We start from the raw sequence: 24,777 nt of genomic DNA, 5'->3' as shown, positions 1-24,777 counted from the left end.
AGATAGGACAATCTCTGTAATCAAAGCTGACATGGCCGAATTCACCTTGCACGACCTCCAGTGCTTCGACGCGGTGATCCGCTGCGGCGGCTTTCAGCCGGCCGCGGCCCTGCTCCACCGCTCGCATCCGGCGGTGTTCGCCGCCGTCGCCAGGCTCGAACGACAGCTCGACCTCGTCCTCCTGGATCGCGGCGGCTATCGCGTGCGGGCGACGGAAGCGGGGCTGTCGTTCCATCGACGGGCGCAATCGCTGCTGCGCGAACTGGAAGGCCTGAGCATCCACGCCGCCCAGCTCTCGATGGGCGAGGAAAGCGATATCCACGTCGTGATCGGCGACCTCTGCCCGCGCCCGCAGGTGCTGGGCATGCTTGGGCGGTTCTTCGCCCAGTGCCCCGGCACGCGGCTGCATCTCCATTTCGAAGCCGTCGGCGGCCCGTGGGAACGCCTTTTTGACGACAAAGCCGATCTCATCCTGCACTGGATCGACAAGGGCGACGTACGGGTGGAATGGATCGATCTCAGCAAGGTGTCGTTCATTCCCGTCGTGGCGCCAGGCTTTCTGCCGGAGCACGTCAAACAACCGGTCTCACTGGAGAAGATGCAGGCATTCACCCAGTGCGTGATGCGCGACACCGCCCTGCATTCGCCACGACAGGACTATTTCGTGGCCGAGGGCGCGCCACGATGCCTGGTCCCCGACCAGGCCATGAAGAAGGAACTCATCCTGCAAGGGCTCGGCTGGGGCCACCTGCCTCACTTCCTGATCGCGGAAGAGCTGCGCGACGGCCAGCTATTATCCATAGCCGGCAGTCATCTGCCGGGCCGCACCGACGAATTGGTGGTGGCGCGCCGCCGCGACCGGCCGCACGGCCCGATCGCCAATCGCTTGTGGGACCATATCCAGCGGGAAGCACCGGCATTGCGCCGCGCATTGGAGCCTCGGGTCTAACAGCGCAGCTTGGCGTCGAGTGGCCGTGTTGGAAGACGACGATGCGAGGGTAAAAAGCGCTACTGCAGCAGCCCCTTGACGATGCCGCTCGCCTTGCCGAAATCCATCTGGCCGGCATATTTCTGCTTCAGCACCGCGATCACCTTGCCCATGTCCTTCTGGCTGGCCGCACCGGTCGCCGCTATCGCCTCGCGCGCCGCCGCCGTGACCGCCGCATCGTCAAGCTGCGTCGGCAGGAAGCCGCGGATGATCTCCATCTCGCCGCGTTCCTGCGCGGCCAGTTCCGGGCGCTTGCCGTCCTCGAACGCCTTGGCCGATTCCTCGCGCTGCTTCACCATCTTGGCCAGGATCTGCAAGATTTCCTCGTCGCTGGCGGGTTCCTTGCCGGCACCGCGATTGGCGATGTCGCGGTCGTGGATGGCGGCTTGGATCAGCCGCAATGTCGGCAGCCGGTGCTTGTCCTGCGCCTTCATCGCGGTCTTCAGGGATTCGGCGATTTTCGCGCGCATTGCTCTCTCTCCTTCGGTCGGCGCGGACAATAGCGCCGGGGACAGGCCAACGCAAACTCTGATATGCCCGGGCAAGCCTATGATATTCCTCAATGAAATAAATTGCGGCCCTCTTTCGCATGATCATTGACCGCCCTGTCCCCTTCCCCTATGTACTGGGCCTTGCATGAACTGAAGCTTGGGTGCGTGGAGGCCGCGAATTCGCCGCTTCGCGCCGTTTGCCGCGCCAACGCCCGCCGGGCTATGGAAGCGCGCGGCTTGATAGGAGTGCCGCCATGGCCGAGATGACGCCCGCCTGGGCCACTGAAAAGCCGACCGCCCTTCTGGTGCTGGCCGACGGCACCGTCATCGAGGGTCGCGGCCTCGGCGCCACCGGCTCGGCGGTCGCCGAGGTCTGCTTCAACACGGCACTTACCGGCTACCAGGAAATCCTCACCGACCCGTCCTATGCCGGCCAGATCGTCACCTTCACCTTCCCGCATATCGGCAATATCGGCACCAATGGTGAGGACATCGAAGACCTCAATCCGGCCGCTCGTGCCGGCGCCGTCGGTGCCGTGTTCAAGGCCGATGTCACCAACCCGTCCAATTACCGCACCGCCGGCCATCTCGACCAGTGGCTGAAGAAGCGCGGCATCGTTGCGCTCTCGGGCATCGACACCCGCGCGCTCACCGCGCTGATCCGCGAAAAGGGCATGCCCAATGCCGTCATCGCCCACGCGCCCGACGGCGTCTTCGACCTCGACGACCTGAAGCGGCGTGCAGCCGCATGGTCGGGCCTGATCGGGCTCGATCTCGCCAAGGAGGTTACGTCGGGCCAGTCTTCTGTCTGGCGCGAGACGCCTTGGGTGTGGAACGAAGGCTTTGGCGAACAGGCCGAGCCTTCGCTGCACGTCGTCGCCATCGACTACGGCGTCAAGCGCAACATATTGCGGCTGCTCGCCGGTCTGGGCGCCAAGGTGACGGTGGTTCCGGCCAGCACCGGTTCGGAAGAAATCCTCGCCATGCGGCCCGACGGCATTTTCCTCTCCAACGGCCCCGGCGACCCGGAAGCCACCGGCGACTATGCCGTGCCGGTCATCCAGGACCTGCTCAAGACCGACATTCCGGTGTTCGGCATCTGCCTCGGCCACCAGATGCTGGCGCTGGCGCTGGGCGGCAAGACCGCCAAGATGCACCAGGGCCATCACGGCGCCAACCATCCGGTCAAGGATCACACCACCGGCAAGGTCGAAATCGTTTCGATGAACCACGGCTTTGCCGTCGATGCCGACTCGCTGCCCGCGGGTGTCGAGGAAACCCATGTCTCGCTGTTCGACGGCTCGAATTGCGGCATCGCGTTGACCGGCCGCCCGGTATTCTCGGTCCAGCACCACCCCGAGGCTTCGCCCGGCCCACAGGATTCGCACTACCTGTTCCGCCGCTTCGTCAACCTCATCCGCGAAAAGCGCGGCGAGGAATTGCTGGTGGAAAGGGCCTGAAACGCGTCGCGCCGCCCCTCACTTGCCTCCCGCTCATAGCTGGGCTCCATCTTCCACGACATCGTTCGTGACAGTCATGACTGTCGCCGGCCTAGCCACCTTGGTGACGAAGACGATGACCGCCAGCGCCAGGAAGCATGCACCGACCAGATAGGGCGCGCCGCCGAAGGTTACGGGCGCGCTGGGGCCGGTGAACCAGGAAAAGATCGCGGTATAGAGCAGCGGCGTGACGATCGAGGTGATCGAGAAGATCGAGGTCATCGCGCCTTGCAATTCGCCTTGTGCCGAAGGGGGAACCTTGGCTGCGGCGAGGCTTCTCAGCGGCGGATCGGCCAGCGCTTCCAGGCAGCCGACGACGATCACCGCGTAGACCATCCAGCCTTGCGAGGCGAAGGCATAGCCGAAGGCGCTGGCCGCGGTGAACGTCAGGCCGATGACCGCCGTCCTCCACTCGCCGAGCCTGGGGATGACGCGCGGCAGCACCGTGCCCATGATGATGGCGCCGCACAGGCCGAAAGCGCCGAGCGAGAAGCCGATCTGCTGCTCGCTCCAGCCGTAGCGGTAGTTGGAGACGAACGACCACACCGCCGGATACATCATGTGGCCGAGCGTCATCAGGAAGAAGACCAGCCCAATCCAGCCGATGCCCTGATATTGGCGCATCTGCAGAAGCGTGCCGACCGGGTTGGCGCGTTTCCACTCGAAGCGGCGGCGGTGCTTTTCATCGAGCGTTTCGGGCAGGAAGAACATTGCGATGAGGAAGTTCACGAAGGCGAGCCCGGCGGCGAAAAAGAACGGCACGCGCGGCCCGAACGTACCGAGCAATCCGCCCAGCACCGGCCCGATGACGAAGCCGACGCCGAAGGCGATGCCGAGCAGGCCGAAATTCTTCGCCCGGTTCTCGTCGTTCGAAATATCGGCGATGAAGGCCGACGTCGTCGAATAGCTGGCGCCCGAAATGCCGGCCAGGACGCGGCCGATGAAAAGCATCGGATAGGACCAGGCGATGGCACAGATCAAATTGTCGATGGAGAAGGTCAACACCGAGGCGAGCAGGATCGGCCGCCGCCCGAATCGGTCGCTCAGGCCGCCCATGATGGGCGCGAAGAAGAACTGCATGGCCGCATAGACGAAGAACAGCCAACCGCCCTCGATCGCCGCTTCGCTGATGCCGACGCCGGTCAATTCCCTGAGAAAGGCCGGCAGCACCGGCATGATCATGCCGAAGCCGATGATATCGAGCAGCAGCGTGGTGAAAACCAGCGCAAGGCCCCGCTTGGCGGTTTTGGGGTCGATCATGATGGGTCAAGCTCCTCTGGCCGCCTGGGGGGCGCGGGCGGACGCACCTTATAGGCGAGCCCGCGGAAAGGAACAGTGCGGGAACAGGCAGGAAGCTTTGATCCTGACACTCCCTGACGGCGCGTTGGCCGCCAGGTCCATGTCCGAAAACGGCTGCTTAGAGCGGGCCGCTCATCGTGTTGCAGTCCGAAAGCTTGCCGCTCTTGTATCCGCGTGTCAGCCAGGTCTGCCGCTGCTGCGAGGTGCCGTGGTTGAAGCTTTCCGGCACGACATAGCCCTGCATCTTCTTCTGCAGCGTATCGTCGCCAATCTGCTTGGCCGCGTTCAGCGCGCTTTCGAAGTCGCCTTGCTCCAATATGCCCTTCTGCCCGGTGTAATGCGCCCACACGCCGGCGAAGCAGTCGGCCTGCAACTCGATGCGCACCGACAGCTGGTTGGCATCGGCTTCGCTCATGCCTTGCCGCATCTGGTTGAACTTCCCCATGATGCCGGTGAGGTTCTGCACGTGGTGGCCGACCTCATGCGCGATGACATAGGCGCGGGCGAACTCGCCGGAAGCGCCGAACTGCTGGTCGAGCTGCTGGAAGAAGGTCATGTCGAGATAGACCTTGTGGTCGCCCGGACAATAGAACGGTCCCGCCGCCGCCGAGGCAAAGCCGCAGGCGGAGCGGACCTGGCCGGAAAACAGCACCAGCTTCGGGTCCTCATAGGTCAGGCCTTGCGACTTGAAGATGCCGGTCCAGGTGTCTTCCGTCTCGGCGAGCACGGTCGCCACGAACTGCTTCATCTCGTCATTGGCTGGCGTTGCGCCGCTGTCCTGGCCGCCGCTGTTGTCCGATATCTGGCCACCGCCGCCTGGCAGCAGGCCACCGTCGCCACCGCCCAGGATCGTTGAGGGATCAAAGCCGAAATACCATCCTGCCAGCACCACCAGGATGACGAGGAATATGCTACCGCCGCCACCGGCGCGGCCACCGATCGGAATGCGGAACTGGCCGCCACCACCACCGATCCCGCCGCCGCCGCCATCGCTGCGGTCGTCCTCGATATTGTCACTCTGACGACGGCCTCTCCAGAGCATGGCAACTCCTCGTGCTGCAAACTTCCCCATTGCCCCGGCAGGGCCGGCTCAATCCAACAAACAAGTATCGCAATGGTTGCTCCAAGTCACAGCATTTTTGCGGCCAGGCAGCGCCGCATGGCCGCTCCACCGCACTGGCCGGGAGCGCCGCAAGGCCTGTCGCATCGCCGGCATTGGGAGGGGTTCCAGGCTTGAGGACGATCAGGGGTTTCCTGTCGCTGCTGGTGGCGTTGCCGTGCCTCGGGCTTGCGAATGCCGGCGCGGTGACGCTCGATGCCAGCGTCGCCGTCACCGATCCGGCCACGTTGCAGGCGCTGGAGCGCGGCGGCCTGTCGATCAGCCGTTTGCTCGGCCCCGCGCTCGGCGTCACCCGCGACGTCGACAATCGCGGCCCTTACAAAAGGCAGGTAGCTTGATATAAACAGGTTGGCGGCCCGTAGCTCAGGGGAAGAGCGCCAGTCATGTGCTGGAGGCCCCGGTCGAGACGGGCGGGTCCGCCACCAAATTTCATACTGAGACACTGCCAGCGCCCCAGCCGGCTTCCAGGCTCCGCCAGAACTGGAGGACCGTGGCGGCGACCGCCTCCGGCGCGTCTTCCTGGACGAGATGCTTGGCGCCGGGGACTGTCTGAAACGTCGCGCCGGGAATGCGCCGCGCCAGCTCCCTGCCGTCCTTTACCGGGATCCAATCGTCATTTTCGCCCCACAGGATGGTGACCGGACAGCGAATCTCGCCATATCGCCACTCCACCTCCTCCGTGTACCTGTCGTCCATCTGCGCGACTTGCCTCCAGAACGCCTTCTGGCCCTCGTCGCCAAGCCATGGACGCAGATAGGCCTGCATCTCGTCTGTGCGCAACGAATTGTCCGTCGCGCCATCGATGTAGGCCCGCAAGATCGCTTCGTGGACATATGCGGGCAGCCCGGCAAAAACCTTCTCGTTCTGCCTGGCTGCCTGGACCAGCGGCGAACCTTGCGGGCTGATCGCCACTGGATCGATCAGCACCAGCGAGCGGAACTCCAAACCGTTGAGCAGATGACCGCGCAGAGCGGTCGATCCGCCGAAATCATGCGCGACCACGTCGGGCCGTTCCAGCTTCCAGTGGGCATAGAGCGCCGCGAACAGCTCGTTCTGCACGCCACGCGACACATCGCCGTCCGGCTTGTCCGACCAGCCATAGCCAAGCATGTCGAAATAGTGGACGCGTCGCTGCTTCGCCAGCCATGGCGCGATGCGGCGCCACTCGACCGAGGAGAATGGCGTGCCGTGGAGAACGACGGCGGGCGGTCCTTCCCCCATGACGCCCCAGGCGATCGAATGTCCCTGAAAGACAAAGCGTTCAGGCGGGCGCCACTCGATGGTCATCCGCATCGGTCCAGAACTGCTGCCGCTTACTCTTTCTGCTTGGCGCCGGCGCTCTTGCCGTCGGAGCTTTTCGAGCGTTCCTCGAAACGATCGGCGCCTTTCTTCAGCGGATGTCCCGTTTCGGCCTCGGTCTTGCGCTCGTCCCTGGCGGCCGCCTGTTCCAATCCTGTGGCTGCCTGCTTGCCTTTTGCGGTCGGTGCCTGCTCGATGCCCATTGCTTCCTCCCTGGCGCGCGATAGGCGCGCAACGAGAGGGCAACGCGTATAAGCGCCGGCGGTTCCAGCGGCTAACATGGTCGAAAACGCGGCAATGAAGCGCTTCAGCGCGCCGTCATCGCCTTGCGGAACGCTTCCAGGGTCTCGGCGCTGACATGGTGTTCGATGCCCTCGGCATCGATGCGCGCCGTCTCGGCGCTGACGCCGAGCGAGCGCAGAAAGGCCTCGACGGTCTGGTGGCGGATACGGCTTTCCTCGGCGACCTTGCGGCCGGCATCGGTCAGGAACACGCCGCGATAGGGCTTTCGCGACACCAGGCCGTCGGCGCATAGCCGCGTCAGCATCTTGGCCACCGTCGGTTGGGCGACGCCGAGGCGCGCGGCGATGTCGACCTGGCGCGCCTCGTTGCCGTCCTCGATCAGGTCGGCGATCAGTTCGACATAATCCTCGACCAGCGCACTGCGGCGCGCTTCGCGCGTCTGCCGGAACCCTTCCGAATGGACATCGGCATCGAGCAACGGCTCACGCGGGACCGGTCTGTTCTTCAGCGCCAATGCGCGCTCCTCCTCGGGAGTTTGCCGTCCCTGCTTTTATAGCACGGGCTCTGATTCTTCAGGCCGTTTATTTGCATTCCGAGAGAGGCGCAACCGGCGTCTCCGGGGGCGTCATCCTCGCACGCACAGCGCGACATGCTAAAAAGCACCGACAATGAAATATAGCCTATTGCATAATGTTGAGCCATGGCATACCTTGAGGGCATCCTCCGGAAGTCGCGGAAAGCCTTTTCATGTCAGAAGCAGACGTCACAACCTCCCGGTCCGCATGGCGGTTCGCCAGACGGGATGAAGACGATCAGCCCAGCCTGCGCGAGGTCAACTCCTCCATCGCGGTGCCGACATCAGGCGTATGGTTCCGCCGCCTGTTCGCCTTCATGGGTCCCGGCTACATGGTCTCGGTCGGCTACATGGACCCGGGCAACTGGGCGACCGACCTCGCCGGCGGCGCGCAGTTCGGCTACACGCTTTTGTTCATCATCATGCTGTCCAACCTGATGGCGATCCTGCTGCAGGCGCTGGCCGCGCGCCTTGGCATCGCCACCGGCCGCGACCTCGCCCAAGCCTGCCGCGCCTACTATCCGCGCCCCGTCAATCTCGTGCTGTGGATCGCCTGCGAGCTCGCCATCATCGCCTGCGACCTCGCCGAGGTGATCGGCACCGCGATCGCGCTGCAGCTTTTGTTCGGCATCCCGCTGATCGGCGGCGCCATGCTCACCGCGCTCGACGCTTTCCTGGTTCTGCTCCTGATGAACAAGGGGTTCCGCTATCTCGAAGCCTTCGTCGTCGCGCTTTTGGTCATCATCTTCAGCTGCTTTGCCATCCAGATCTTCGTTGCCGCTCCGCCGGCCGGCACGATCCTGCATTCGATGTTCGTGCCGTCCTCCGAAATCGTCACCGATCCAGCGATGCTCTACATCGCCATCGGCATCATCGGCGCAACGGTGATGCCGCACAATCTCTACCTGCATTCCTCGATCGTGCAGACCCGCGCCTATGAGCGCACGGAGGCCGGAAAACGAGATGCCATCAAATGGGCGACGACGGACTCCACCATCGCCCTGATGCTGGCGCTGTTCGTCAACGCCGCCATCCTGATCGTCGCGGCCGTCGCCTTCCACGAAACCGGCCACCAGGATGTCGCCGAGATCGACCAGGCTTTCAAGCTGCTGTCGCCGCTGCTTGGCCTCGGCATCGCCTCGATCCTGTTTGCCGTGGCACTGCTGGCGTCGGGCTTGAATTCGACGGTGACGGCGACGCTCGCCGGCCAGATCATCATGGAAGGTTTTCTGCGCCTGCGCATCCCGAACTGGGCGCGGCGCCTGCTGACCCGCGGCCTCGCCATCATACCGGTGGTGGTCGTCACCGCGCTCTATGGCGAGAAGGGCACTGGCCAGTTGCTGGTCTTCAGCCAGGTGGTGTTGTCCATGCAGCTGCCTTTCGCGGTCGTCCCGCTGGTGCAGTTCGTGTCCAACAAGAAGAAGATGGGCAATCTCGCCATCCCGCGCGGCGTCGCCGCACTGGCCTGGGTGGTTGCGGCAATCATCCTGGTGCTCAATTTCAAGCTGCTCTACGACACCATGTTCGGGGTTGGCTGAAGTTCCGTTTAATCACGGGACAAACCGCCGGATCGCGCTATCTTCCCGATGCCATGAGCGACCTCGAAGATATCCGGACATTCTACGCGCGGCTGATGGCGGTCAACGCCGCCTCATCGGACCCGCGCCTGGAAGAGGTGTTCGCCAGCGTACCGCGCGAGGCCTTCCTCGGCCCCGGCCCATGGACGGTCATCACCGGCAACGGCACGGTCACCACGCCAAGCGCCGATCCGGCCCACATCTGCCAGAACGTCCTGGTAGCGCTCGATACCGACAAGGGCATCAACAATGGCGAGCCCTTTCTGCACGCCATGTGGATCGGAAAACTCGCACCAAAGCCTGGTGAGGCCATCACGCATATCGGCGCCGGCAGCGGTTACTACACGGCTTTGCTGGCCAAACTGGTTTCGCCAGGCGGCACCGTCACCGCCTTTGAGATCGACGAAAACCTGGCCGGGTTGGCGCGCAAGAATCTCGAAACCTACGGCAATGCGACCATTGTCCATGGCGATGCCGTGACGTCGCCGCTGCCGCCGTCCGACATCATTTATGTCAATGCCGGTGTCGTCGCCCCTCCCGCCGGATGGCTGAAAGCGTTGCGCCCCGGCGGCCGCATGATCTTCCCCTGGCGTCCCGCCGAGCGCGTCCCGCTGGCGATGCTGGTGACCCGCACCGAAAAGGGCTTTGCCTGCGATCCGTTCATGCGTGCCTGGTTCATCCCATGCTTCGGCGCCTCGCTCGCGGATCTTGCGGCGAAGATCCCGACACGCGAGCAGGCCACGCGCAGCCGCTCGATCTGGCTGGTCGAGGACAGGCAGCCGGACCGCACCGCCACGGCGATCTTCGAGCATGTCTGGTTCTCGTCGAAAGCCGTGAGCGTCCGCGGCTGACCTATCGAGGGCGGACCAAATCTCGCGGCCTTTGTCGGGACGGGCGCGGTTGCTCCGTCCTTGGGTTGAAGTCCGGCCGCGATGGCGTGGCCGCAAGCAAGGGAGAGCACAATGAGAAAGATCATCGCCGCGACCTTCGTCAGCCTCGATGGCGTCATGCAGGCGCCGGGAGGGCCGGAAGAGGATCCGGTCGGTGGCTTCGAATTCGGCGGCTGGACGTTCCACTATTTTGACGAGGTGGGAGGCGCGGCAATGGAGGAATTGTTCTCCAAACCCTTCGCCCTGCTGCTCGGCCGCAGAACCTACGACATCTTCGCCGCGTACTGGCCCTACCAGAAAGATCCGATCGCGGATGCGTTCAACCCCGCGACCAAGTATGTGGCGACCCATCGGCCGGATACTTTGACCTGGCAGAACACGCACGCGCTTGGGCCCGATATCATCACGGCTTTGCGTCGCCTCAAGCAGGAAGATGGACCTGACCTGCTCATCCAGGGATCTGGCGATCTCATTCAGACCCTGCTCGCCAACGGGCTGATCGACGAGATCCGGCTGATGATCTTCCCGCTGTTGCTGGGCAAGGGCAAGCGGCTGTTCGGCGAGGCCGCGATGCCGGCCGCTTTCAAGCTTGTCAAATCGCAGACTTCGACCACCGGCGTCATCATCGCGACCTATGAGCGCGCGGGCGAAATCAAGGTGGGCTCCTTTGTCACGGGCGAGCCATCCCCGGCCGAACTCGAGCGGCGCAAGAACTGGAAGTAAATTCGGGCATCAGGCAGCCTGCGATCGCCGCGCCAGCCCATCGCGTATATGGCGTGCGAATTCCTGCGCCGCCGTGCTCACGCCATGCCTCGGCAGGTGCAGGTTGATGGCAAAATTCGGCAGCGGCGGCAGGCCGCTGTCGAACGGCAATATGTCGAGATCGGCTGGCACGGTGGCAGCGAGCCATGTGGTGACGGCGAGGTCGGAACGCACCGTCGCCGTCGTCGCGTCGATGTTGCCGTTCTCGAACACGCTGCGCCATTCCAGCCCATGCTCGTTAAGTGCCGCCAGCACCACCGGCCGGAAGGCGCAGGTGTCGGCAACGATCGAGACGGGCAATGGCCGCTTGGCGCGAGCCACCCCACCCCTTGCGCCGACCCAGACCAACCGATCGATGGCCAGGCATTCGCCAGAGGTCGGGCCGACCCGCTCCTCGATTACCGCGAGGTCGATGGTTCCGGCCGCCAGTGCCGCCGCCAGTTCCGGCGAGGAGGCGCAGACCAGCGATATCTCGACCTTCGGATAGGCCTCGGCATAGGCCTTCAGGACGGGAGCCAGCAAGGTGCCGACAAGGTCGTAGGGAACGCCGAGCCGCACCTGTCCGGCGACAGCGCTCCCCACCATCTCGGTCCATATCTCGTCATTGAGGCTGAGCAGGCGCCTTGCCTTGTCGAACAGTCGCTCGCCGGAATGGGTCAGCCGCAGACCGCGCCGGTCGCGCTCGAACAGCCCGCAGCCGAGCGTGTCTTCCAGCCGCTTGACCTGCTGGCTGACCGCGCCCTGAGTCAGGTGCAGCGCGTTGGCCGCCGCCGTCATGCTGGCCTTGTCGGCGACGGTGACGAAGGTGCGCATGAGACTGGTATCGAGATTGCGGATCATCATCAGCATTATAAATGCTAATGATCATCATCGCAAACATTGCATTTACTGATGTCACGCTCAGTCTACCATGAAGCCTTTGACAAAGGATGCTACATGCTCCAGCCGATCCTGCCGCTCATCCTGTTTGCCTTCGTGGCTACCGCCACGCCCGGCATCGCCACGACCTTGTCGACCGCTTCCGGAGCGCAGTTCGGTTTTCGCCGTTCGGTACCGCTGATGATCGGCAGCGCCGCCGGCCTCGCTACCGTGACGGGGGCGGCCGCCGCCGGCCTCGCCAGCCTGCTGCTTGCGGTGCCTTCGCTGCAACTGGCGATGAAGGTGATCGGCTCGCTTTATCTTCTGTGGCTGGCGATCAAGATCGGTCGCGCAGGGCCACCCAACCTTGACGTCACCATGGCCAAACCGAACAGCTTCCTGGGCGGCGCCGGCATCCAGTGGATGAATCCCAAGGGCTGGGCGATGGGCCTGGGCGCGGCGGCTTCGTTCGCCGCCCTCGCCGACGGACCCGGACAACTCGCACTGCTGCTCGGCTCGACCTTTGGCCTCACCGCTGCCATCTCGCTGTCCGTCTGGTGCATCGCCGGCATGGTGCTGGCCAGGCTGCTCAAAACCGAGTGGCAATGGCGCGCGCTCAACATCGTGCTGGCGCTGGTGCTCGCCGCCTCGATCATCCCGATGTGGCGGACGGCCTGACGGCCGGCCGCCACGTCAGCCTAAGCCGCGTAGCGCGGGGCCGGCTTGTCGGCGTGCAGGCTGCCATAGAAGGCCTGGCGGGCGCCTAGGAATGTGTCCAGCTTTCCCGTGTCGGCAAGCGCCGGCACGGTGACGGCCTCGCCCCTGGCCAGGCCGACAAGGGCGGCGTCGACCATATCGTCGGCGGTCATGACGATCTCCTTCGGCAACTGGTCGATATCACCGCCGGAAAGCTCCCAGAAATCGGTCCGGGTCGCGCCCGGCAGCACCACCTGCACCGTCACTCCGGTGCCCGCGACCTCGCGATGCAGGGCTTCGGTGAAGTTGACGACATAGGCCTTGGTGCCGCTGTAGATGCCGCCGAACGAGGTGTCGAAGGCCAGGACCGAGGCGATGTTGACGATCCCGCCCCGGTTGCGCGCCAGGAGCCCAGGCAGCACGGCACGCGTCAGCCGGGTCAGAGCCACGACATTGACCTTGATCATGCGCTCGGCCGCGTCGGCATCGGCGGTTGCCACCACTGCCTGACCGCCAAGGCCGGCATTGTTGACCAGCAGCGTCACGGTTTCGTCGGCTGATATCGACTGCTCGACACGGCGCACATCGCCGTCGTCGGACAGATCGGCGCTGATCACGCTCACGTTGCGGCCGTGGTCATGGCGCAACTTCTCGGCCAGCGCCTGCAGCCGGTCGGCACGGCGCGCCACCAGCACCAGGTCGTAGCCCTGCCCCGCCAGACGGTCCGCATAGACGGCGCCGATCCCCGATGAAGCGCCGGTGACGACCGCCGTGCCCTTGTTGTCATTCTTGCTCATTGTCACGTTCCTTGTGTTCGCTGGCTCGGCCCCGGTGGATAAATATCGGCCGGCCAGGCTGTTATCCGAATTAGTGGTATATGCCACTTTTCGCGAAGTAGGTATATGCCACTATCTTGTCAACGGCGGCGGCGAAAACTATTTCTGCGGCAGGCTGGCGCACCTGCCAGGACAATTCCAGCAAGTGCCCAGCGGTTTTGCGTCCGGAATTGCATACAAGACAGAGCATTGGAGGCGATGCGTTTCGCCGGAGATGCTCCACAAGGAGCGACCATGAGTGAAGCTGACGGATTTAGCCGTTGCAACAATGCCACCTTGCGGCGCACCGCACGCAGGCTCGGCCGGTTCTACGACGACGCGCTGGCGCCTTCCGGCCTGAAGGGCACGCAGTTCGGCTTGCTGTTCCAGATCAGTGTCGGCAGCGAGCCGGCGATGGGAGCCATTGCCGAGGCGCTGATCATGGATCTGTCGGCGCTCGGCCACACGCTGAAGCCCCTGGTCCGCGACGGCTATGTCGAAACCTTCCCCGACAAGGACGATCGCCGCGTCAAGCGCGTACGGCTGACGTCATCAGGACAGGCCAAGCTCGACGAGGCGATCAAGCTATGGAGCGTCGCTCAGCGGCAATTCGAGGCTATGATTGGCGCGGAGCAGGCCGCGAAACTGAGGGCCACACTCGATGAAGTGGCTGCGTTGAAGCTGGAATTGCCCGCGGCCACTCCTTCCAGCTGAAGAAGCGGCCGCGAAAAAACAAGGATGCAAGCCTCGGGGCCGGCCTTTATTCCGCCGGCATGGTGACGGCCCGGGCAAACATCCGCCCCGCCAGCACGATGCCGAGCCCGACGATCGGAAACACCGCCGCGACCAGACCGAGATCGGCGGGCGCGCCGTAGCGCAGCACGCCACCACCGACCACCGCGCCCACCGCTACGCCGAGATAGAGCGCCGAACCATTGAGCGACAGCACGATTGGGGCGGCGTCCGGCGCCAGCTTGATGATGCGGCTGGCCTGCGCCGGCGGGAACGCCCAGCCGACGATGCCCCACGGCACCATCATCGCCATCAGCGCCGGTCCGGCAATGTGCTGCGGCAGGAAGGTCGGGATGACCGACAGGATGATCAGCATGGCGGCACTCAACACCAGCGACCAGCCGACGGTGCGCGTGGCGCCGAAACGGTCGGCCGCCTGGCCGCCGGCAATGTTGCCGATGACCGCGCCGACGCCGAAGGCGAGCAGCATGCCGGGCAGCGCGATCTCGCTCAGCCCGCCGCCCTCGATGGCAAGCGGCGCGACATAGGCAAAGACGGTGAAGGCACCGACCAGCGCCAGCAATGTCGTCACCAGGATCGGCATCACGCCGGGACGCATGGCGGCCGCCAGCCGGCGCTTCAGCGGCAGCCTGGTGCCGATGATGCCGCGCGGCAGGCGGTACCACAGGATGGCGCCGGACAGCGCGCCAAGGCCGGCAATGGCATAGAAGGTGCCGCGCCAGCCGGCGATGGCCGCGACAAGCGCGCCAAGCGGCGCCCCGACAGCGACGGCCACCGTGGTGCCGCCGACGACGACGGCGATGGCGCGGGCGCGGTGATGATCGTCCACCAGCGCCACCGCCGTGCCTTGCGCGGTCGCCGCGAACAGGCCCGACGACAGCGCCATGATGATGCGTGCGACGAGCAGCACTTCGAAGGATGAGCTCAAGGCGGCGACGACATTGCCGACGACGAAGAACACCAGCGTCCACAAGATCACGCGGCGCCGGTCCCATTCGCCGGTCAGCGTCGCCAGGATCGGCGTGCCCACGGCATAGGCGAGCGCGAAAGCGGTGATCAGCGAGCCGGCGAGCGGCACGGAGATGCCGGCATCCCTGGCGATATCGGGCAGGAGGCTGGAGATGACGAAGCCTTCGGTCGAGATCGCAAACGATCCGAGCGCAAGCCAGAAAATTCTCTTGTCCATGGGAAAGCGTCCTTAGTTCAAAAGTTATTGAACAATTGGACATAAAGGGGCATCATGTCAATGAAGCCAGGCAAAAATAGCATAACCATGCTGACAGCCCTGTGTCAGGACGGCCATGAAGTGGAGAAACAGTGTGTATGGACCGGGCAGGATCGACGCGTTGAAATCGGCCCGAACTGTGCTTAGGTTCCAGCCATGACCTTGCCACACCCCAACACGGACCAGATCAGCCTGCCCATTGTGCTCGGCGTGCTCGGCGACCCGACGCGGCTTGCGATCGTGCGCTATCTCGCCAGCAAGGAAGGCGTGCCGCTGAACTGCAGCCGCTTCCTCGATCTCGGCTCGAAGACTAATCTGAGCTACCACCTCGCCAAACTGCGTGAGGCCGGTGTCACCCGCGCCGAAGTGGTCGGCACCAACCGCATGATCACGCTGCGCCGCGCCGATCTCGACGCCCGCTTCCCCGGCCTGCTCGACAGCGTCATCGCGGCTGCCGCGGACGACGCCGCCCTGCCGGCCGTCGGCGGCCACGACATCGAAGTGTCGGCCTGACGCATTTCCTTTCCCTCGCGAAGCGGGAACTCATGTCCCTGTCAGGGTCGCCCTTTCGACCAGTCCTTCGCCAGCCTGTGGAGCCCCCTCGAAAATGCGCTTAGCCCGCTACGACATCGTTACCTTGGGCGGCGCCGGCCAGCCGGATCGCTTCGAGACGATCGCCGTCGAGTACACCACGAGGCGGCGGGCCAGTCCGCCGTCATGATTAGCCTCAATTTCCGGCTTACATGGCGGCGCGTCGTCCCTTATAGAATCGGCCTAACGTGCGGCAAGATGGCCGCGGCATGGAATTTCGAGTATCGGCGCACGGCCAGATGATGAGGCGCACAGTTACGCTCCGAACAGGTTTGCATGCGCTGGTTGCGGTTCCGCTGCTGATGGCGGCGTGGCCGGCTGTTGTCCCGGCCCATGCGGAAGAAGGTCCCTTTATCTCCGTTGTCACCGGGCTCGCCCCCGACGACCTGCTCAATGTGCGCGCCAAGCCGTCGGCGATCGGCAAGACCGAGGCCCGCCTGGCGGCCGGTGCGAGCGTACGGAACCTCGGCTGCAACGACATTGACGGTCATCCCTGGTGCAAGATCGAGTCTGACAATCCCAAAGCCACCGGCTGGGCTCCCGCGCGCTACCTCGTTCCCGTCAATCCGGCGACCGTGCCCGACGAGGCCGCGGATACGCCCGCCATGGCCACCGACGCCGCCGCGACGCCCGATGCACCCGACCTGACCGCTCGGCTGGGTGATGCGAACCAACCAGCCAGCCCCGAAGCCCCGCCGAAATCCGCGGCGGAGATCGCCATGCAGGATGCCTATGGCCTGGCGCTGGCTGCGGCTGAAAACGGACCCGCGGCCGAAGAGCCAACCGGGGCCACGGCCGGCGATGCCGGCCTGCAAATTCCCTGCGCCCGCTACGTTGGACAGCCCATGGCGCCTTGCGCGGCGAGCGTGACGCGCAAGGGCACGGACAAGGCCGACGTGACCGTGACCTGGCCCGATGGCGGCAGCCGCGTCATCTCCTTCGCTGCCGGCCTGCCGGCAAGCTCGGACGCCGGCAGCGAGTTCCGCTTCACCCGGGAAGGCAAACTCAACATGATCCGCATCGGCGTGTCGGAGCGGTTCGAGATCACGGACACGGTGGTGCTGGGGGATTAGAGTTCGGCGACTTTTGCCGTGGCTGCCTGATTGCTGGGGTTTGCGCCGCCCTCATTGCCCTGCCGGGCATTTCTCTCCGTATAATGACGGGGAGAAAGATGCTGGCCGCAACCTTGCGCTCTTCTTGCAACAGCGGTGATTGGCGACACCGGCGACGGCAGCACCCCTCTCCCCGTCGCTATACGGGGAGAGGATGCCGGCAGGCAGGTGAGGGGCAGCGCCAACGCACTGCAAGATACCCATTCAAACCCAACGCGCGCGCCCAGCCTGTGCAGCCCCGCCCAATCCCGCATTTTCGGGGTTACATCGGGCAAAACTCTTCCCTATAAGGCCCTCCTAGCCTGATACCAGAATCGCGAGCACAACCGGCCGGGTCTTCCCGTCCCGGTTTTTTGTGCAAGCCCGCTGCCGAACGGAATTCATAGACATGCCCAGACGCACCGACATCAAGTCGATCCTGATCATCGGGGCCGGCCCCATCGTCATCGGCCAGGCCTGCGAATTCGACTATTCCGGCACCCAGGCCTGCAAGGCGCTGAAGGAAGAGGGCTTTCGCGTCATCCTGGTCAATTCCAACCCGGCCACCATCATGACCGACCCGGAACTGGCCGACGCCACCTATATCGAGCCGATCACCCCCGAAGTGGTCGCCAAGATCATCGCCAAGGAGCGGCCCGACGCGCTGCTGCCGACCATGGGCGGCCAGACCGCGCTCAACACCGCTTTGTCGCTGCGCCGCATGGGCGTGCTCGAGCGCTACAATGTCGAGATGATCGGCGCCGACGCCCATGCCATCGACAAGGCCGAGGACCGCGCGCTGTTTCGCGAGGCGATGAAGACGATCGGGTTGGAAACACCGAAGTCGATGCTGGCCAACGCCACCGACGTCAAGAACGCCGACCGCAAGACGCATGAGGCCGAGCGCGCCGCGCTGAAGGCCGAGAAGCCCGACAATCTCGACGCCGAACTCGATGCGCTGGAAACCCGCTGGAACCTCGGCGAAGGCGACCGCAAGCAGCGCTACATCAGCCACGGCATGGCGATCGCCGCCCAGGCCCTCGACCATGTCGGTCTGCCGGCCATCATCCGCCCGTCCTTCACCATGGGCGGCACCGGCGGTGGCATCGCCTACAACAGGGCCGAATTCTACGACATCGTCCAGTCCGGCCTCGACGCCTCGCCGACCACCGAAGTGCTGATCGAGGAGAGCGTGCTCGGCTGGAAGGAGTATGAGATGGAGGTCGTCCGCGACAGAGCGGACAATTGCATCATCGTCTGCTCGATCGAGAACATCGACCCGATGGGCGTGCACACGGGCGACAGCATCACCGTCGCCCCGGCGCTGACCTTGACCGACAAGGAATACCAGATGATGCGCAACGCCTCGATCGCGGTGCTGCGCGAGATCGGCGTCGAGACCGGCGGCTCCAACGTGCAGTTCGCCGTCAACCCGGCCGATGGCCGTCTCGTCGTCATCGAGATGAACCCGCGCGTCTCGCGCTCGTCCGCGCTCGCCTCCAAGGCGACTGGCTTCCCGATCGCCAAGATCGCCGCCAAGCTTGCCGTCGGCTACACGCTGGACGAGTTGGAGAACGACATCACCGGCGGCGCCACGCCCGCCTCGTTCGAGCCGAGCATCGACTATGTCGTGACCAAGATCCCGCGCTTTGCGTTTGAAAAGTTCCCCGGCGCCGAGCCGGTGCTGACCACGGCCATGAAGTCGGTCGGCGAAGTCATGGCCATCGGCCGCACCTTCCAGGAGTCTTTGCAGAAGGCGCTGCGCGGTCTCGAAACCGGCCTCACCGGCCTGGACGAGATCGAGATCCCCGGCCTCGGCGCGACCAACAGTGCCGATGACCGCAACGCCATCCGCGCCGCCTTGGGCACGCCGACGCCCGACCGGCTGCGCATGGTGGCGCAGGCGATCCGCATGGGCACCTCGCTGGAAGACGTGCACGCCATGTGCAAGATCGACCCCTGGTTCCTCGAACAGATCGCCGGCATCGTCGCCATGGAAGCCCGCATCCGCGAGCACGGCATTCCCGGCGACGCCGTCAATCTGCGTATGCTGAAGGCGATGGGCTTCTCCGACGCCCGCCTCGCGTCGCTGACGAAGACCGACGCTGAAGTCGTTCAGAAGATTCGTGAAAAGCTCGACGTTCATCCGGTTTACAAGCGCATCGACACCTGCGCCGCCGAGTTCGCCTCGCCCACCGCCTACATGTACTCGACCTACGAAGTGCCCTTCGCCGGCGCGCTCGCCAACGAGGCGCAGGTCTCGGCGCGCAAGAAGGTCGTCATCCTCGGCGGCGGCCCGAACCGTATCGGCCAGGGCATCGAGTTCGACTATTGCTGCTGCCACGCCGCCTTCGCGCTGCGGGACGCCGGCTATGAAGCGATCATGATCAACTGCAACCCCGAGACGGTCTCGACCGACTACGACACCTCGGACCGGCTCTATTTCGAGCCGCTGACGGCGGAGGACGTGCTGGAGATCCTGCGCGCCGAGCAGGCCTCGGGCGAGCTGGTCGGCGTCATCGTCCAGTTCGGCGGCCAGACGCCGCTGAAGCTGGCCGACGCGCTGGAGAAGGCAGGCATTCCGATCCTCGGCACCTCGCCCGACATGATCGATCTCGCCGAAGACCGCGACCGCTTCCAGAAGCTGCTGCACAAGCTGAACCTCAGCCAGCCGAAGAACGGCATCGCCTATTCGGTCGAGCAGGCCCGCCTCGTCGCCGGCGAGCTCGGCTTCCCGCTGGTGGTGCGCCCCTCCTATGTGCTCGGCGGCCGCGCCATGCAGATCATCCATGACGAGGGCATGCTGCAGTCCTATTTGCTCGACACCGTGCCCGGCCTGGTGCCTGAGGACATCAAGCAGAAATACCCCAACGACAAGACCGGCCAGATCAACACGCTGCTGGGCAAGAACCCGCTGCTGTTCGACACCTATCTCTCCGGCGCCATCGAGGTCGATGTCGACTGCCTCTGCGACGGCAAGGCGACCTTCGTGTCGGGCATTCTCGAACATATCGAGGAAGCCGGCATCCATTCGGGCGACAGTGCCTGCTCGCTGCCGGTTCACTCGCTGCCCTCGGACCTCGTCGACGAGCTGGAGCGGCAGACGGCGGCGCTCGCCCGCGCGCTCAATGTCGGCGGACTGATGAACGTGCAATACGCGATCAAGGACGGCACGGTCTATGTGCTGGAGGTCAACCCGCGCGCGTCGCGCACCGTGCCCTTCGTCGCCAAGACCATCGGCCGCCCGATCGCGAAAATCGCCGCCCGCATCATGGCCGGCGAGACGCTGGAAGACGCCTTCGCCCATTACGGCGCCATGCCCGACCCCAGGAACCCCGGCCATATCGCGGTCAAGGAAGCCGTCTTCCCCTTCGCCCGCTTCCCCGGCGTCGACATATTGCTCGGCCCGGAAATGCGTTCCACCGGCGAGGTCATGGGCCTCGACCGCGATTTCGCGCTCGCCTTCGCCAAGAGCCAGCTCGGCGCCGGCGTCGACCTGCCGCGCTCCGGCACGCTGTTCGTCTCGGTGCGCGACGAGGACAAGAAAGGCATCCTGCCGGCGGTCAAGCGCCTCGCCGGCCTCGGCTTCAAGGTGCTGGCCACCTCGGGCACGCAACGCTTCCTCGCCGAAAACGGCGTCGACGCCCAGAAAATCAACAAGGTCCTGGAAGGCCGCCCTCACATCGAGGACGCCATCCGCAACCGCCAGGTCCAGATCGTCTTCAACACGACCGATGGCCAGAAGGCGGTGTCGGACTCGAAGTCGCTGCGGCGGGCGACGCTGATGCAGAAGGTGCCGTATTACACGACGCTGTCAGGCGCCGCGGCTGTGGCAGAGGCGATCGCGGCGCTGAAGGCCGGGAGCCTGGAGGTCAGGCCGCTGCAGGAGTATTTTGCTTAGGGGCACATCCACGTTCATTAGAATAACGGAATAATTATCTTGTATATAACTATGGCGTAGGATAGCACGACCAACAATATACCAATTATTATGTAAGACTCATACCATCGAAACGCATCCATGACTCCAATTGGCTTTCGTGCCTTACCAAATACAACTGCCTCTATCTCTGCCTCATCAGATCGATAATTCAGCCAAGCAAATAGTCCAGCAACCAGCGTCATGACACAAATCGCCGATACCGCTGCGGCGCACCAGAAAAGGCCCCAAGTGCCAAGCTTAGCAATATCGCTACTCAGACTATGGTCAGAGACACTTCGCACCACCTGAAATTGTGCGGCAAATATGACCGCCAAAACCGCTTGATAAAAGGCTCCGATTAGAAATGTGGTCTTGTTGAGCTCTTTCTTTTGATCCAGGACATATTTATACCGCTCTAAGAGATACGGATTTTCCCTCATGGTGTAACCTATCCTCAGTAGCCAAATGCTTCGATCGATGAGTCTCTGCGGTCCCACGCGAATGGATCAAATATAGTCGAGTTAGTGTCCCGCAATGCGAGAACGAACGACTGCGAATCCTTCATATAATTCTTCAGCCACTCGAACCCGGCCTGACTAATAGCCCTATCAAGCAGATCCTCGCTAAAGACATCCCAGGTCCAGCGGAAGCTCCGCAGCAATTCTATAACCAAAAGATTCGCGGCCAATGAACGAAGATCCGCTAAGTCACCTGATGTACCCATTGAAAACAGCAAATTGGCTAGAGGAACCCCTGGTACCAAATACCTCTCCCGATTTGATACAAAGCTGCCCGCTACACCCAGTCCCCGCGCCTGAACTGACGGGCCGGGTACATTGAGTCTATCACCACTCGCAGCCCTAGTCGTGCGTAGCCGTTCACGAGCCTCCCGCAGCATATGCCAGAACTTTATTTCCCGCTGAGCGATCTGATTAAAAACCGTAACAGTTGAAAGCCAATTTGGATTGCCTTCCCGCTTCACCCACCGAAGCTCCAGTTGTCTAGCTTCCTGAGAAGCCACAATTTCAGAAATTTCAAAAGAGGCTTTAATATTTTCCTCAACATAAGCAGATGAATTAAGATTACACACAGTTATTCCAGAGTGATGGACGCCACTTTTATTGCCAAGCGTAGCCAAGATCTTCGATGTAGTCACGTTCAACGGAGCTTCCTTAACAAAATACTCTATAGATTTGTATAGAGGGGATTCGACCGTCCAAAACTCTCTCGATCCAGAGAGATCAGTCATCGTAATATTTGATCTACCGCTAGAATCCTCAACAAGCACAAGCGGGACCTTCGACATTGATTCAGAAAGGAGCGCCGGCTTAGAAGCAGGAACTATTTGCCCAATCAAAGGAGTCGCGATGTAAGGTGCGACTCCAACGGCTCGCGAAAGGGAGTGACTGTCACTCGCAGAAAGTCGCTTAATCTCATCAGAGATATGGCGGGCATACATCTCGTAAATGGTCTGCAACATCTGCCTTTGCTCGGCCGTTTCTTCAAATGCCGAGCGTGCAACGTTCGTGCGGGGCGCCCCTTTCCCGACGGAGTTTGCTACCGCAAGGATAATCGGAGCCCTAAATCCTGGCGTGCTGTGCTCGACCGCCACACCTTCGATGCAAGTAGCGATTGGAGCAGGAACTTCATCGTCATCAACAGGCCCCCTCTCGCGTGGCACATCGACGAAACTCCAATCCTGAAATAATTCGTCCTTAGCGACCGCAAATGCCAGCGTAACACCCGCCTCAGTAAATTCCTTTACTTCCACTTCTCGTTTGTATCGAGGGCGTTGACGAGACGAAGAATCCAAGTACGACTGGATCGCCTCCTTTGGGGATTGATAGCCGATAACAACAGGGTCGTCATCATTGATTTTTACCCTCACTATACACCGCGGAAACATCAACCACGATTTTGCCACTCGCAACACTTCCCCAATACGTGCTGTAGGTCGCAGAATTATCTTCACAGCAGTGCCATGAGGATACATAGGTAACTGATCCCGATTGGAAACCTTATCAAGTAATTTTATTAGATACTTTCCATGGACAGACCTGAGTGCAATTCTTCTTGCCTTCTCCTCGTCATCGCTACATGTCGTAATCTCGACATCGTCGGAACCATAAAAGCCGAAAGTACTCCAATACCAAAGCGACTTATGGAGTGAAAATCTGGGAACTTCTCTTTGAATTTTGCATCTTGATAACGAGAAGACCCAACCTTCAGCAGATGGCTCTCTATTACCTCCTGCGACATGCCAGTCCCGTTATCCAATACCGTCAAAGAGCGCTCTGCGTCGCTCCAAACAATTTCCACAACTCCGCGCTTTTCGGATTCGACTTCGTCAATGTTCGCCTGAAGCCGAACTGCATCTAATGCATTTTGGGTAAGTTCCCTTAGAACAACTGTGGTATCGTTGTATAGCGTGTGTCCAGTTAGGAGATCGAGTATTTTATGTTGATCAAGCTCAAACTCGAACGAATCAGTCAGGAATCCTTCTGTATCAATGCTGTCCGTATTTATGTGACGCCACGGAAAAATGTATGGACTAACAACATCTCGGCTCGATTTTTGAATCGCTGCATAGGATTGATTAAGCTCCTTTTCGGCGTAGAATAAATAGCTTGTGAGTCCAAAGAAGCCATCGGGCTCTTTAAAAGTTGCATGCACTTCTATGGTATCGGATTGCACTGACTTACTCACATGCCCTTCCCGGTCCCTACCGAGCGCGGCACGTACAGTGCGCACAGCCCCCTGTTTTTGCCATTCGACCTGACTAATCGGGTCATTAGGGTTTATTAGTTGATATAGTACCCCCGGGGCTCGTTGCCTGGTAATTTGGAGTAAATCGACTGTACGCAGGATGACAGCACAATATTGGAGATTAACCGTCTCATCGGCACTACCATACGGCTGAGATATTTTAAAAACAGATGTGTCATCTATATTTGCGAGAGTATGACTTTCGCAGATAAGAGCCAGGTCACGCCTTACCGTGTAATCCAGAGGTTTAATCAAATCCTCAATGATCTTACGAATAGTCGAAGACGAATTGTCATCGTCCATAATTGTGCCATCAAGCCAGGCGCGAACCCTTTTTCCATGGCTGTATCGAACAAACTCTTGATAGCGTAGGCGATCAGCATCTTCTTGTTTCATCTGCTCAAGTCGAGCAACAAATTCCTTATGCTTCTCTGAGGGCAAAACCGGGTTGGCCAGAAAGGTCTTATAGTCGGGATTTTTCGCCCGATTTTTATATTCATCTTGACTAATCAAAAGGCCGAGATCGTGAAAATAAACCGACAGCACGATCATAAACCAATCGGCCGGCGTCATGTGAGACTTTGTTTCGTCCGGGATCACCCACTCGACAGTTTTCAGCATATCGACAACATGAGAAAAACTGTGGTCTGTATATTGATGAAAGAAACCAAGGGATTTCCATTCTGAAAGTATCTTCTGAATGGTAGACCTAATTTGATGTATATTTACTGGAAACGCTGGAAGTTTAGTTGCTTCTAGCGCGTGCAATTCCGCTTCCGTGAACGAGATTTCGGTCATTGTCTTCCCCCTAAGAACTTGATGACATGTACAATGATTTTGGCTTCTAAGGAAGACGTGAGGGAGCTTCATGCAGATCAATCCATGACCATAGGTCCGGTTCCCTCAAGCCACAGCCACACACTCGATCTCGATATCAAACTCCATCGGCCAGGACGCCACCGGCACAAAACTCCGCGCCGGCGGGTTCATGCTGAAATACCGCGCATAAACCCGGTTGATGGCGTTGTAGAAGCCGGAATTGACGGCATAGATGCGCACCATCACGACGTCATCCAGCGAGGTGCCGGCCGCTTCCAGGCAGTGTTTCAGCGCCTTGAGCGACGCCTCGGTCTGCGTTTCGATGTCGCCGCGCACCATCTCGCCGGTCACCATGTCCACCGGCGGCGTCGCCGAGATGAACACGAAGCCATTGGCCTTCACCGCCGTCGAGCAGGGCAGGCCGAGTGCGCGCACCTTGTCCGACATCACAGGCACTTCGATGACTTGTTTCTTCATGGTGATGCTCCCTGGGTTGGCA

General features: G+C 62.0%; 24 protein-coding genes. 11 read left to right on the top strand and 13 right to left on the bottom strand.

The features are described from left to right. The first annotated feature begins 31 nt into the window (after nucleotides 1–31). Nucleotides 32–949 carry a LysR family transcriptional regulator gene (locus tag FJW04_RS09825; protein WP_140713768.1) on the top strand — a complete coding sequence of 306 codons (918 nt, stop codon included), beginning with the start codon at nucleotides 32–34 and terminating at the stop codon, nucleotides 947–949. A 59-nt stretch (nucleotides 950–1,008) separates the two neighbouring features. On the opposite strand, the gene FJW04_RS09820 is transcribed toward FJW04_RS09825, so the two are convergent. Continuing rightward, nucleotides 1,009–1,458 (bottom strand): GatB/YqeY domain-containing protein, encoded by a 450-nt coding sequence (locus FJW04_RS09820; protein WP_140713766.1) that lies wholly within the window; start codon nucleotides 1,456–1,458, stop codon nucleotides 1,009–1,011. 275 nt (nucleotides 1,459–1,733) lie between these two features. Here FJW04_RS09820 and carA point away from each other — a divergent pair, with 275 nt between their 5' ends. Then, entirely contained in the window at nucleotides 1,734–2,939 is a 1,206-nt protein-coding gene (gene carA, locus FJW04_RS09815; protein WP_140713764.1) for a glutamine-hydrolyzing carbamoyl-phosphate synthase small subunit, read from the top strand. Nucleotides 2,940–2,972: 33 nt separating this feature from the next. Here carA and FJW04_RS09810 read toward each other — a convergent pair whose 3' ends face one another. Both FJW04_RS09810 and FJW04_RS09805 read right to left on the bottom strand, forming a co-directional pair. Further along, nucleotides 2,973–4,238 carry a TCR/Tet family MFS transporter gene (locus FJW04_RS09810; RefSeq protein ID WP_140617784.1) on the bottom strand — a complete coding sequence of 422 codons (1,266 nt, stop codon included), beginning with the start codon at nucleotides 4,236–4,238 and terminating at the stop codon, nucleotides 2,973–2,975. Nucleotides 4,239–4,395: 157 nt separating this feature from the next. Continuing rightward, nucleotides 4,396–5,319, bottom strand: coding sequence for a neutral zinc metallopeptidase (locus FJW04_RS09805; protein ID WP_015316203.1), 924 nt, complete (start codon nucleotides 5,317–5,319; stop codon nucleotides 4,396–4,398). Between the two features lie 191 nt (nucleotides 5,320–5,510). On the opposite strand from FJW04_RS09805, the gene FJW04_RS09800 reads away from it, so the two are divergent. Next, a complete protein-coding gene (locus tag FJW04_RS09800; RefSeq protein WP_246673771.1) occupies nucleotides 5,511–5,735 on the top strand; it encodes a hypothetical protein in 225 nt (74 codons plus the stop codon). Between the two features lie 91 nt (nucleotides 5,736–5,826). Here the strand turns inward: FJW04_RS09800 and FJW04_RS09790 are convergent, their stop codons facing one another. From FJW04_RS09790 to mntR, 3 genes are all read right to left on the bottom strand, one after another. Then, a complete protein-coding gene (locus tag FJW04_RS09790; protein ID WP_140713762.1) occupies nucleotides 5,827–6,684 on the bottom strand; it encodes an alpha/beta hydrolase in 858 nt (285 codons plus the stop codon). Nucleotides 6,685–6,710: 26 nt separating this feature from the next. Beyond that, a complete protein-coding gene (locus FJW04_RS09785; RefSeq protein WP_015316201.1) occupies nucleotides 6,711–6,899 on the bottom strand; it encodes a hypothetical protein in 189 nt (62 codons plus the stop codon). 104 nt (nucleotides 6,900–7,003) lie between these two features. After that, nucleotides 7,004–7,453 (bottom strand): manganese-binding transcriptional regulator MntR, encoded by a 450-nt coding sequence (gene mntR, locus FJW04_RS09780; protein WP_015316200.1) that lies wholly within the window; start codon nucleotides 7,451–7,453, stop codon nucleotides 7,004–7,006. A gap of 233 nt (nucleotides 7,454–7,686) precedes the next feature. Between mntR and FJW04_RS09775 the strand changes: the two genes are divergently transcribed. From FJW04_RS09775 to FJW04_RS09765, 3 genes are all read left to right on the top strand, one after another. Then, on the top strand, nucleotides 7,687–9,051 hold the full coding sequence (locus tag FJW04_RS09775; RefSeq protein WP_140713760.1) for an Nramp family divalent metal transporter: 1,365 nt from the start codon (nucleotides 7,687–7,689) through the stop codon (nucleotides 9,049–9,051). Nucleotides 9,052–9,104: 53 nt separating this feature from the next. After that, on the top strand, nucleotides 9,105–9,941 hold the full coding sequence (locus tag FJW04_RS09770; RefSeq protein WP_140713758.1) for a protein-L-isoaspartate O-methyltransferase: 837 nt from the start codon (nucleotides 9,105–9,107) through the stop codon (nucleotides 9,939–9,941). A gap of 111 nt (nucleotides 9,942–10,052) precedes the next feature. Then, nucleotides 10,053–10,703 (top strand): dihydrofolate reductase family protein, encoded by a 651-nt coding sequence (locus FJW04_RS09765; protein ID WP_140665015.1) that lies wholly within the window; start codon nucleotides 10,053–10,055, stop codon nucleotides 10,701–10,703. Nucleotides 10,704–10,712: 9 nt separating this feature from the next. Here FJW04_RS09765 and FJW04_RS09760 read toward each other — a convergent pair whose 3' ends face one another. After that, nucleotides 10,713–11,582, bottom strand: a complete 870-nt coding sequence (locus tag FJW04_RS09760) for a LysR substrate-binding domain-containing protein (RefSeq protein WP_140713925.1) — start codon at nucleotides 11,580–11,582, stop codon at nucleotides 10,713–10,715. 96 nt (nucleotides 11,583–11,678) lie between these two features. On the opposite strand from FJW04_RS09760, the gene FJW04_RS09755 reads away from it, so the two are divergent. Further along, nucleotides 11,679–12,278, top strand: coding sequence for a LysE family translocator (locus tag FJW04_RS09755; RefSeq protein WP_140713756.1), 600 nt, complete (start codon nucleotides 11,679–11,681; stop codon nucleotides 12,276–12,278). A 20-nt stretch (nucleotides 12,279–12,298) separates the two neighbouring features. Here the strand turns inward: FJW04_RS09755 and FJW04_RS09750 are convergent, their stop codons facing one another. Continuing rightward, nucleotides 12,299–13,093: an SDR family oxidoreductase gene (locus FJW04_RS09750; protein WP_015316194.1), complete on the bottom strand. Its 795-nt coding sequence runs from the start codon at nucleotides 13,091–13,093 to the stop codon at nucleotides 12,299–12,301. A gap of 273 nt (nucleotides 13,094–13,366) precedes the next feature. Here FJW04_RS09750 and FJW04_RS09745 point away from each other — a divergent pair, with 273 nt between their 5' ends. Further along, nucleotides 13,367–13,825 (top strand): MarR family winged helix-turn-helix transcriptional regulator, encoded by a 459-nt coding sequence (locus tag FJW04_RS09745; RefSeq protein WP_015316193.1) that lies wholly within the window; start codon nucleotides 13,367–13,369, stop codon nucleotides 13,823–13,825. A 46-nt stretch (nucleotides 13,826–13,871) separates the two neighbouring features. On the opposite strand, the gene FJW04_RS09740 is transcribed toward FJW04_RS09745, so the two are convergent. Further along, nucleotides 13,872–15,050 carry an MFS transporter gene (locus FJW04_RS09740; protein WP_140713754.1) on the bottom strand — a complete coding sequence of 393 codons (1,179 nt, stop codon included), beginning with the start codon at nucleotides 15,048–15,050 and terminating at the stop codon, nucleotides 13,872–13,874. Nucleotides 15,051–15,245: 195 nt separating this feature from the next. Here FJW04_RS09740 and FJW04_RS09735 point away from each other — a divergent pair, with 195 nt between their 5' ends. From FJW04_RS09735 to carB, 3 genes are all read left to right on the top strand, one after another. After that, a complete protein-coding gene (locus FJW04_RS09735; protein WP_140617775.1) occupies nucleotides 15,246–15,602 on the top strand; it encodes a helix-turn-helix transcriptional regulator in 357 nt (118 codons plus the stop codon). Nucleotides 15,603–15,919: 317 nt separating this feature from the next. Beyond that, nucleotides 15,920–16,753 (top strand): SH3 domain-containing protein, encoded by an 834-nt coding sequence (locus FJW04_RS09730; RefSeq protein ID WP_140713923.1) that lies wholly within the window; start codon nucleotides 15,920–15,922, stop codon nucleotides 16,751–16,753. A gap of 427 nt (nucleotides 16,754–17,180) precedes the next feature. Further along, nucleotides 17,181–20,672: a carbamoyl-phosphate synthase large subunit gene (gene carB / locus FJW04_RS09720; protein WP_140713752.1), complete on the top strand. Its 3,492-nt coding sequence runs from the start codon at nucleotides 17,181–17,183 to the stop codon at nucleotides 20,670–20,672. Between the two features lie 17 nt (nucleotides 20,673–20,689). Here carB and FJW04_RS09715 read toward each other — a convergent pair whose 3' ends face one another. From FJW04_RS09715 to FJW04_RS09700, 4 genes are all read right to left on the bottom strand, one after another. Then, the gene (locus FJW04_RS09715) at nucleotides 20,690–21,133 is read right to left on the bottom strand and encodes a hypothetical protein (RefSeq protein ID WP_140713750.1); all 444 of its coding nucleotides are present in this window, start codon (nucleotides 21,131–21,133) and stop codon (nucleotides 20,690–20,692) included. Nucleotides 21,134–21,147: 14 nt separating this feature from the next. Continuing rightward, nucleotides 21,148–22,686 (bottom strand): hypothetical protein, encoded by a 1,539-nt coding sequence (locus FJW04_RS09710; protein ID WP_140713748.1) that lies wholly within the window; start codon nucleotides 22,684–22,686, stop codon nucleotides 21,148–21,150. Between the two features lie 41 nt (nucleotides 22,687–22,727). Beyond that, entirely contained in the window at nucleotides 22,728–24,257 is a 1,530-nt protein-coding gene (locus tag FJW04_RS09705) for an ATP-binding protein (protein WP_181172912.1), read from the bottom strand. A 105-nt stretch (nucleotides 24,258–24,362) separates the two neighbouring features. Next, a complete protein-coding gene (locus FJW04_RS09700; RefSeq protein WP_140713743.1) occupies nucleotides 24,363–24,755 on the bottom strand; it encodes a RidA family protein in 393 nt (130 codons plus the stop codon). Nucleotides 24,756–24,777: the final 22 nt, after the last annotated feature.

Source organism: Mesorhizobium sp. B2-7-3 (assembly GCF_006440715.1).
GTDB lineage: Bacteria > Pseudomonadota > Alphaproteobacteria > Rhizobiales > Rhizobiaceae > Mesorhizobium > Mesorhizobium australicum.
This window is presented reverse-complemented; position numbering and strand designations above follow the sequence as displayed.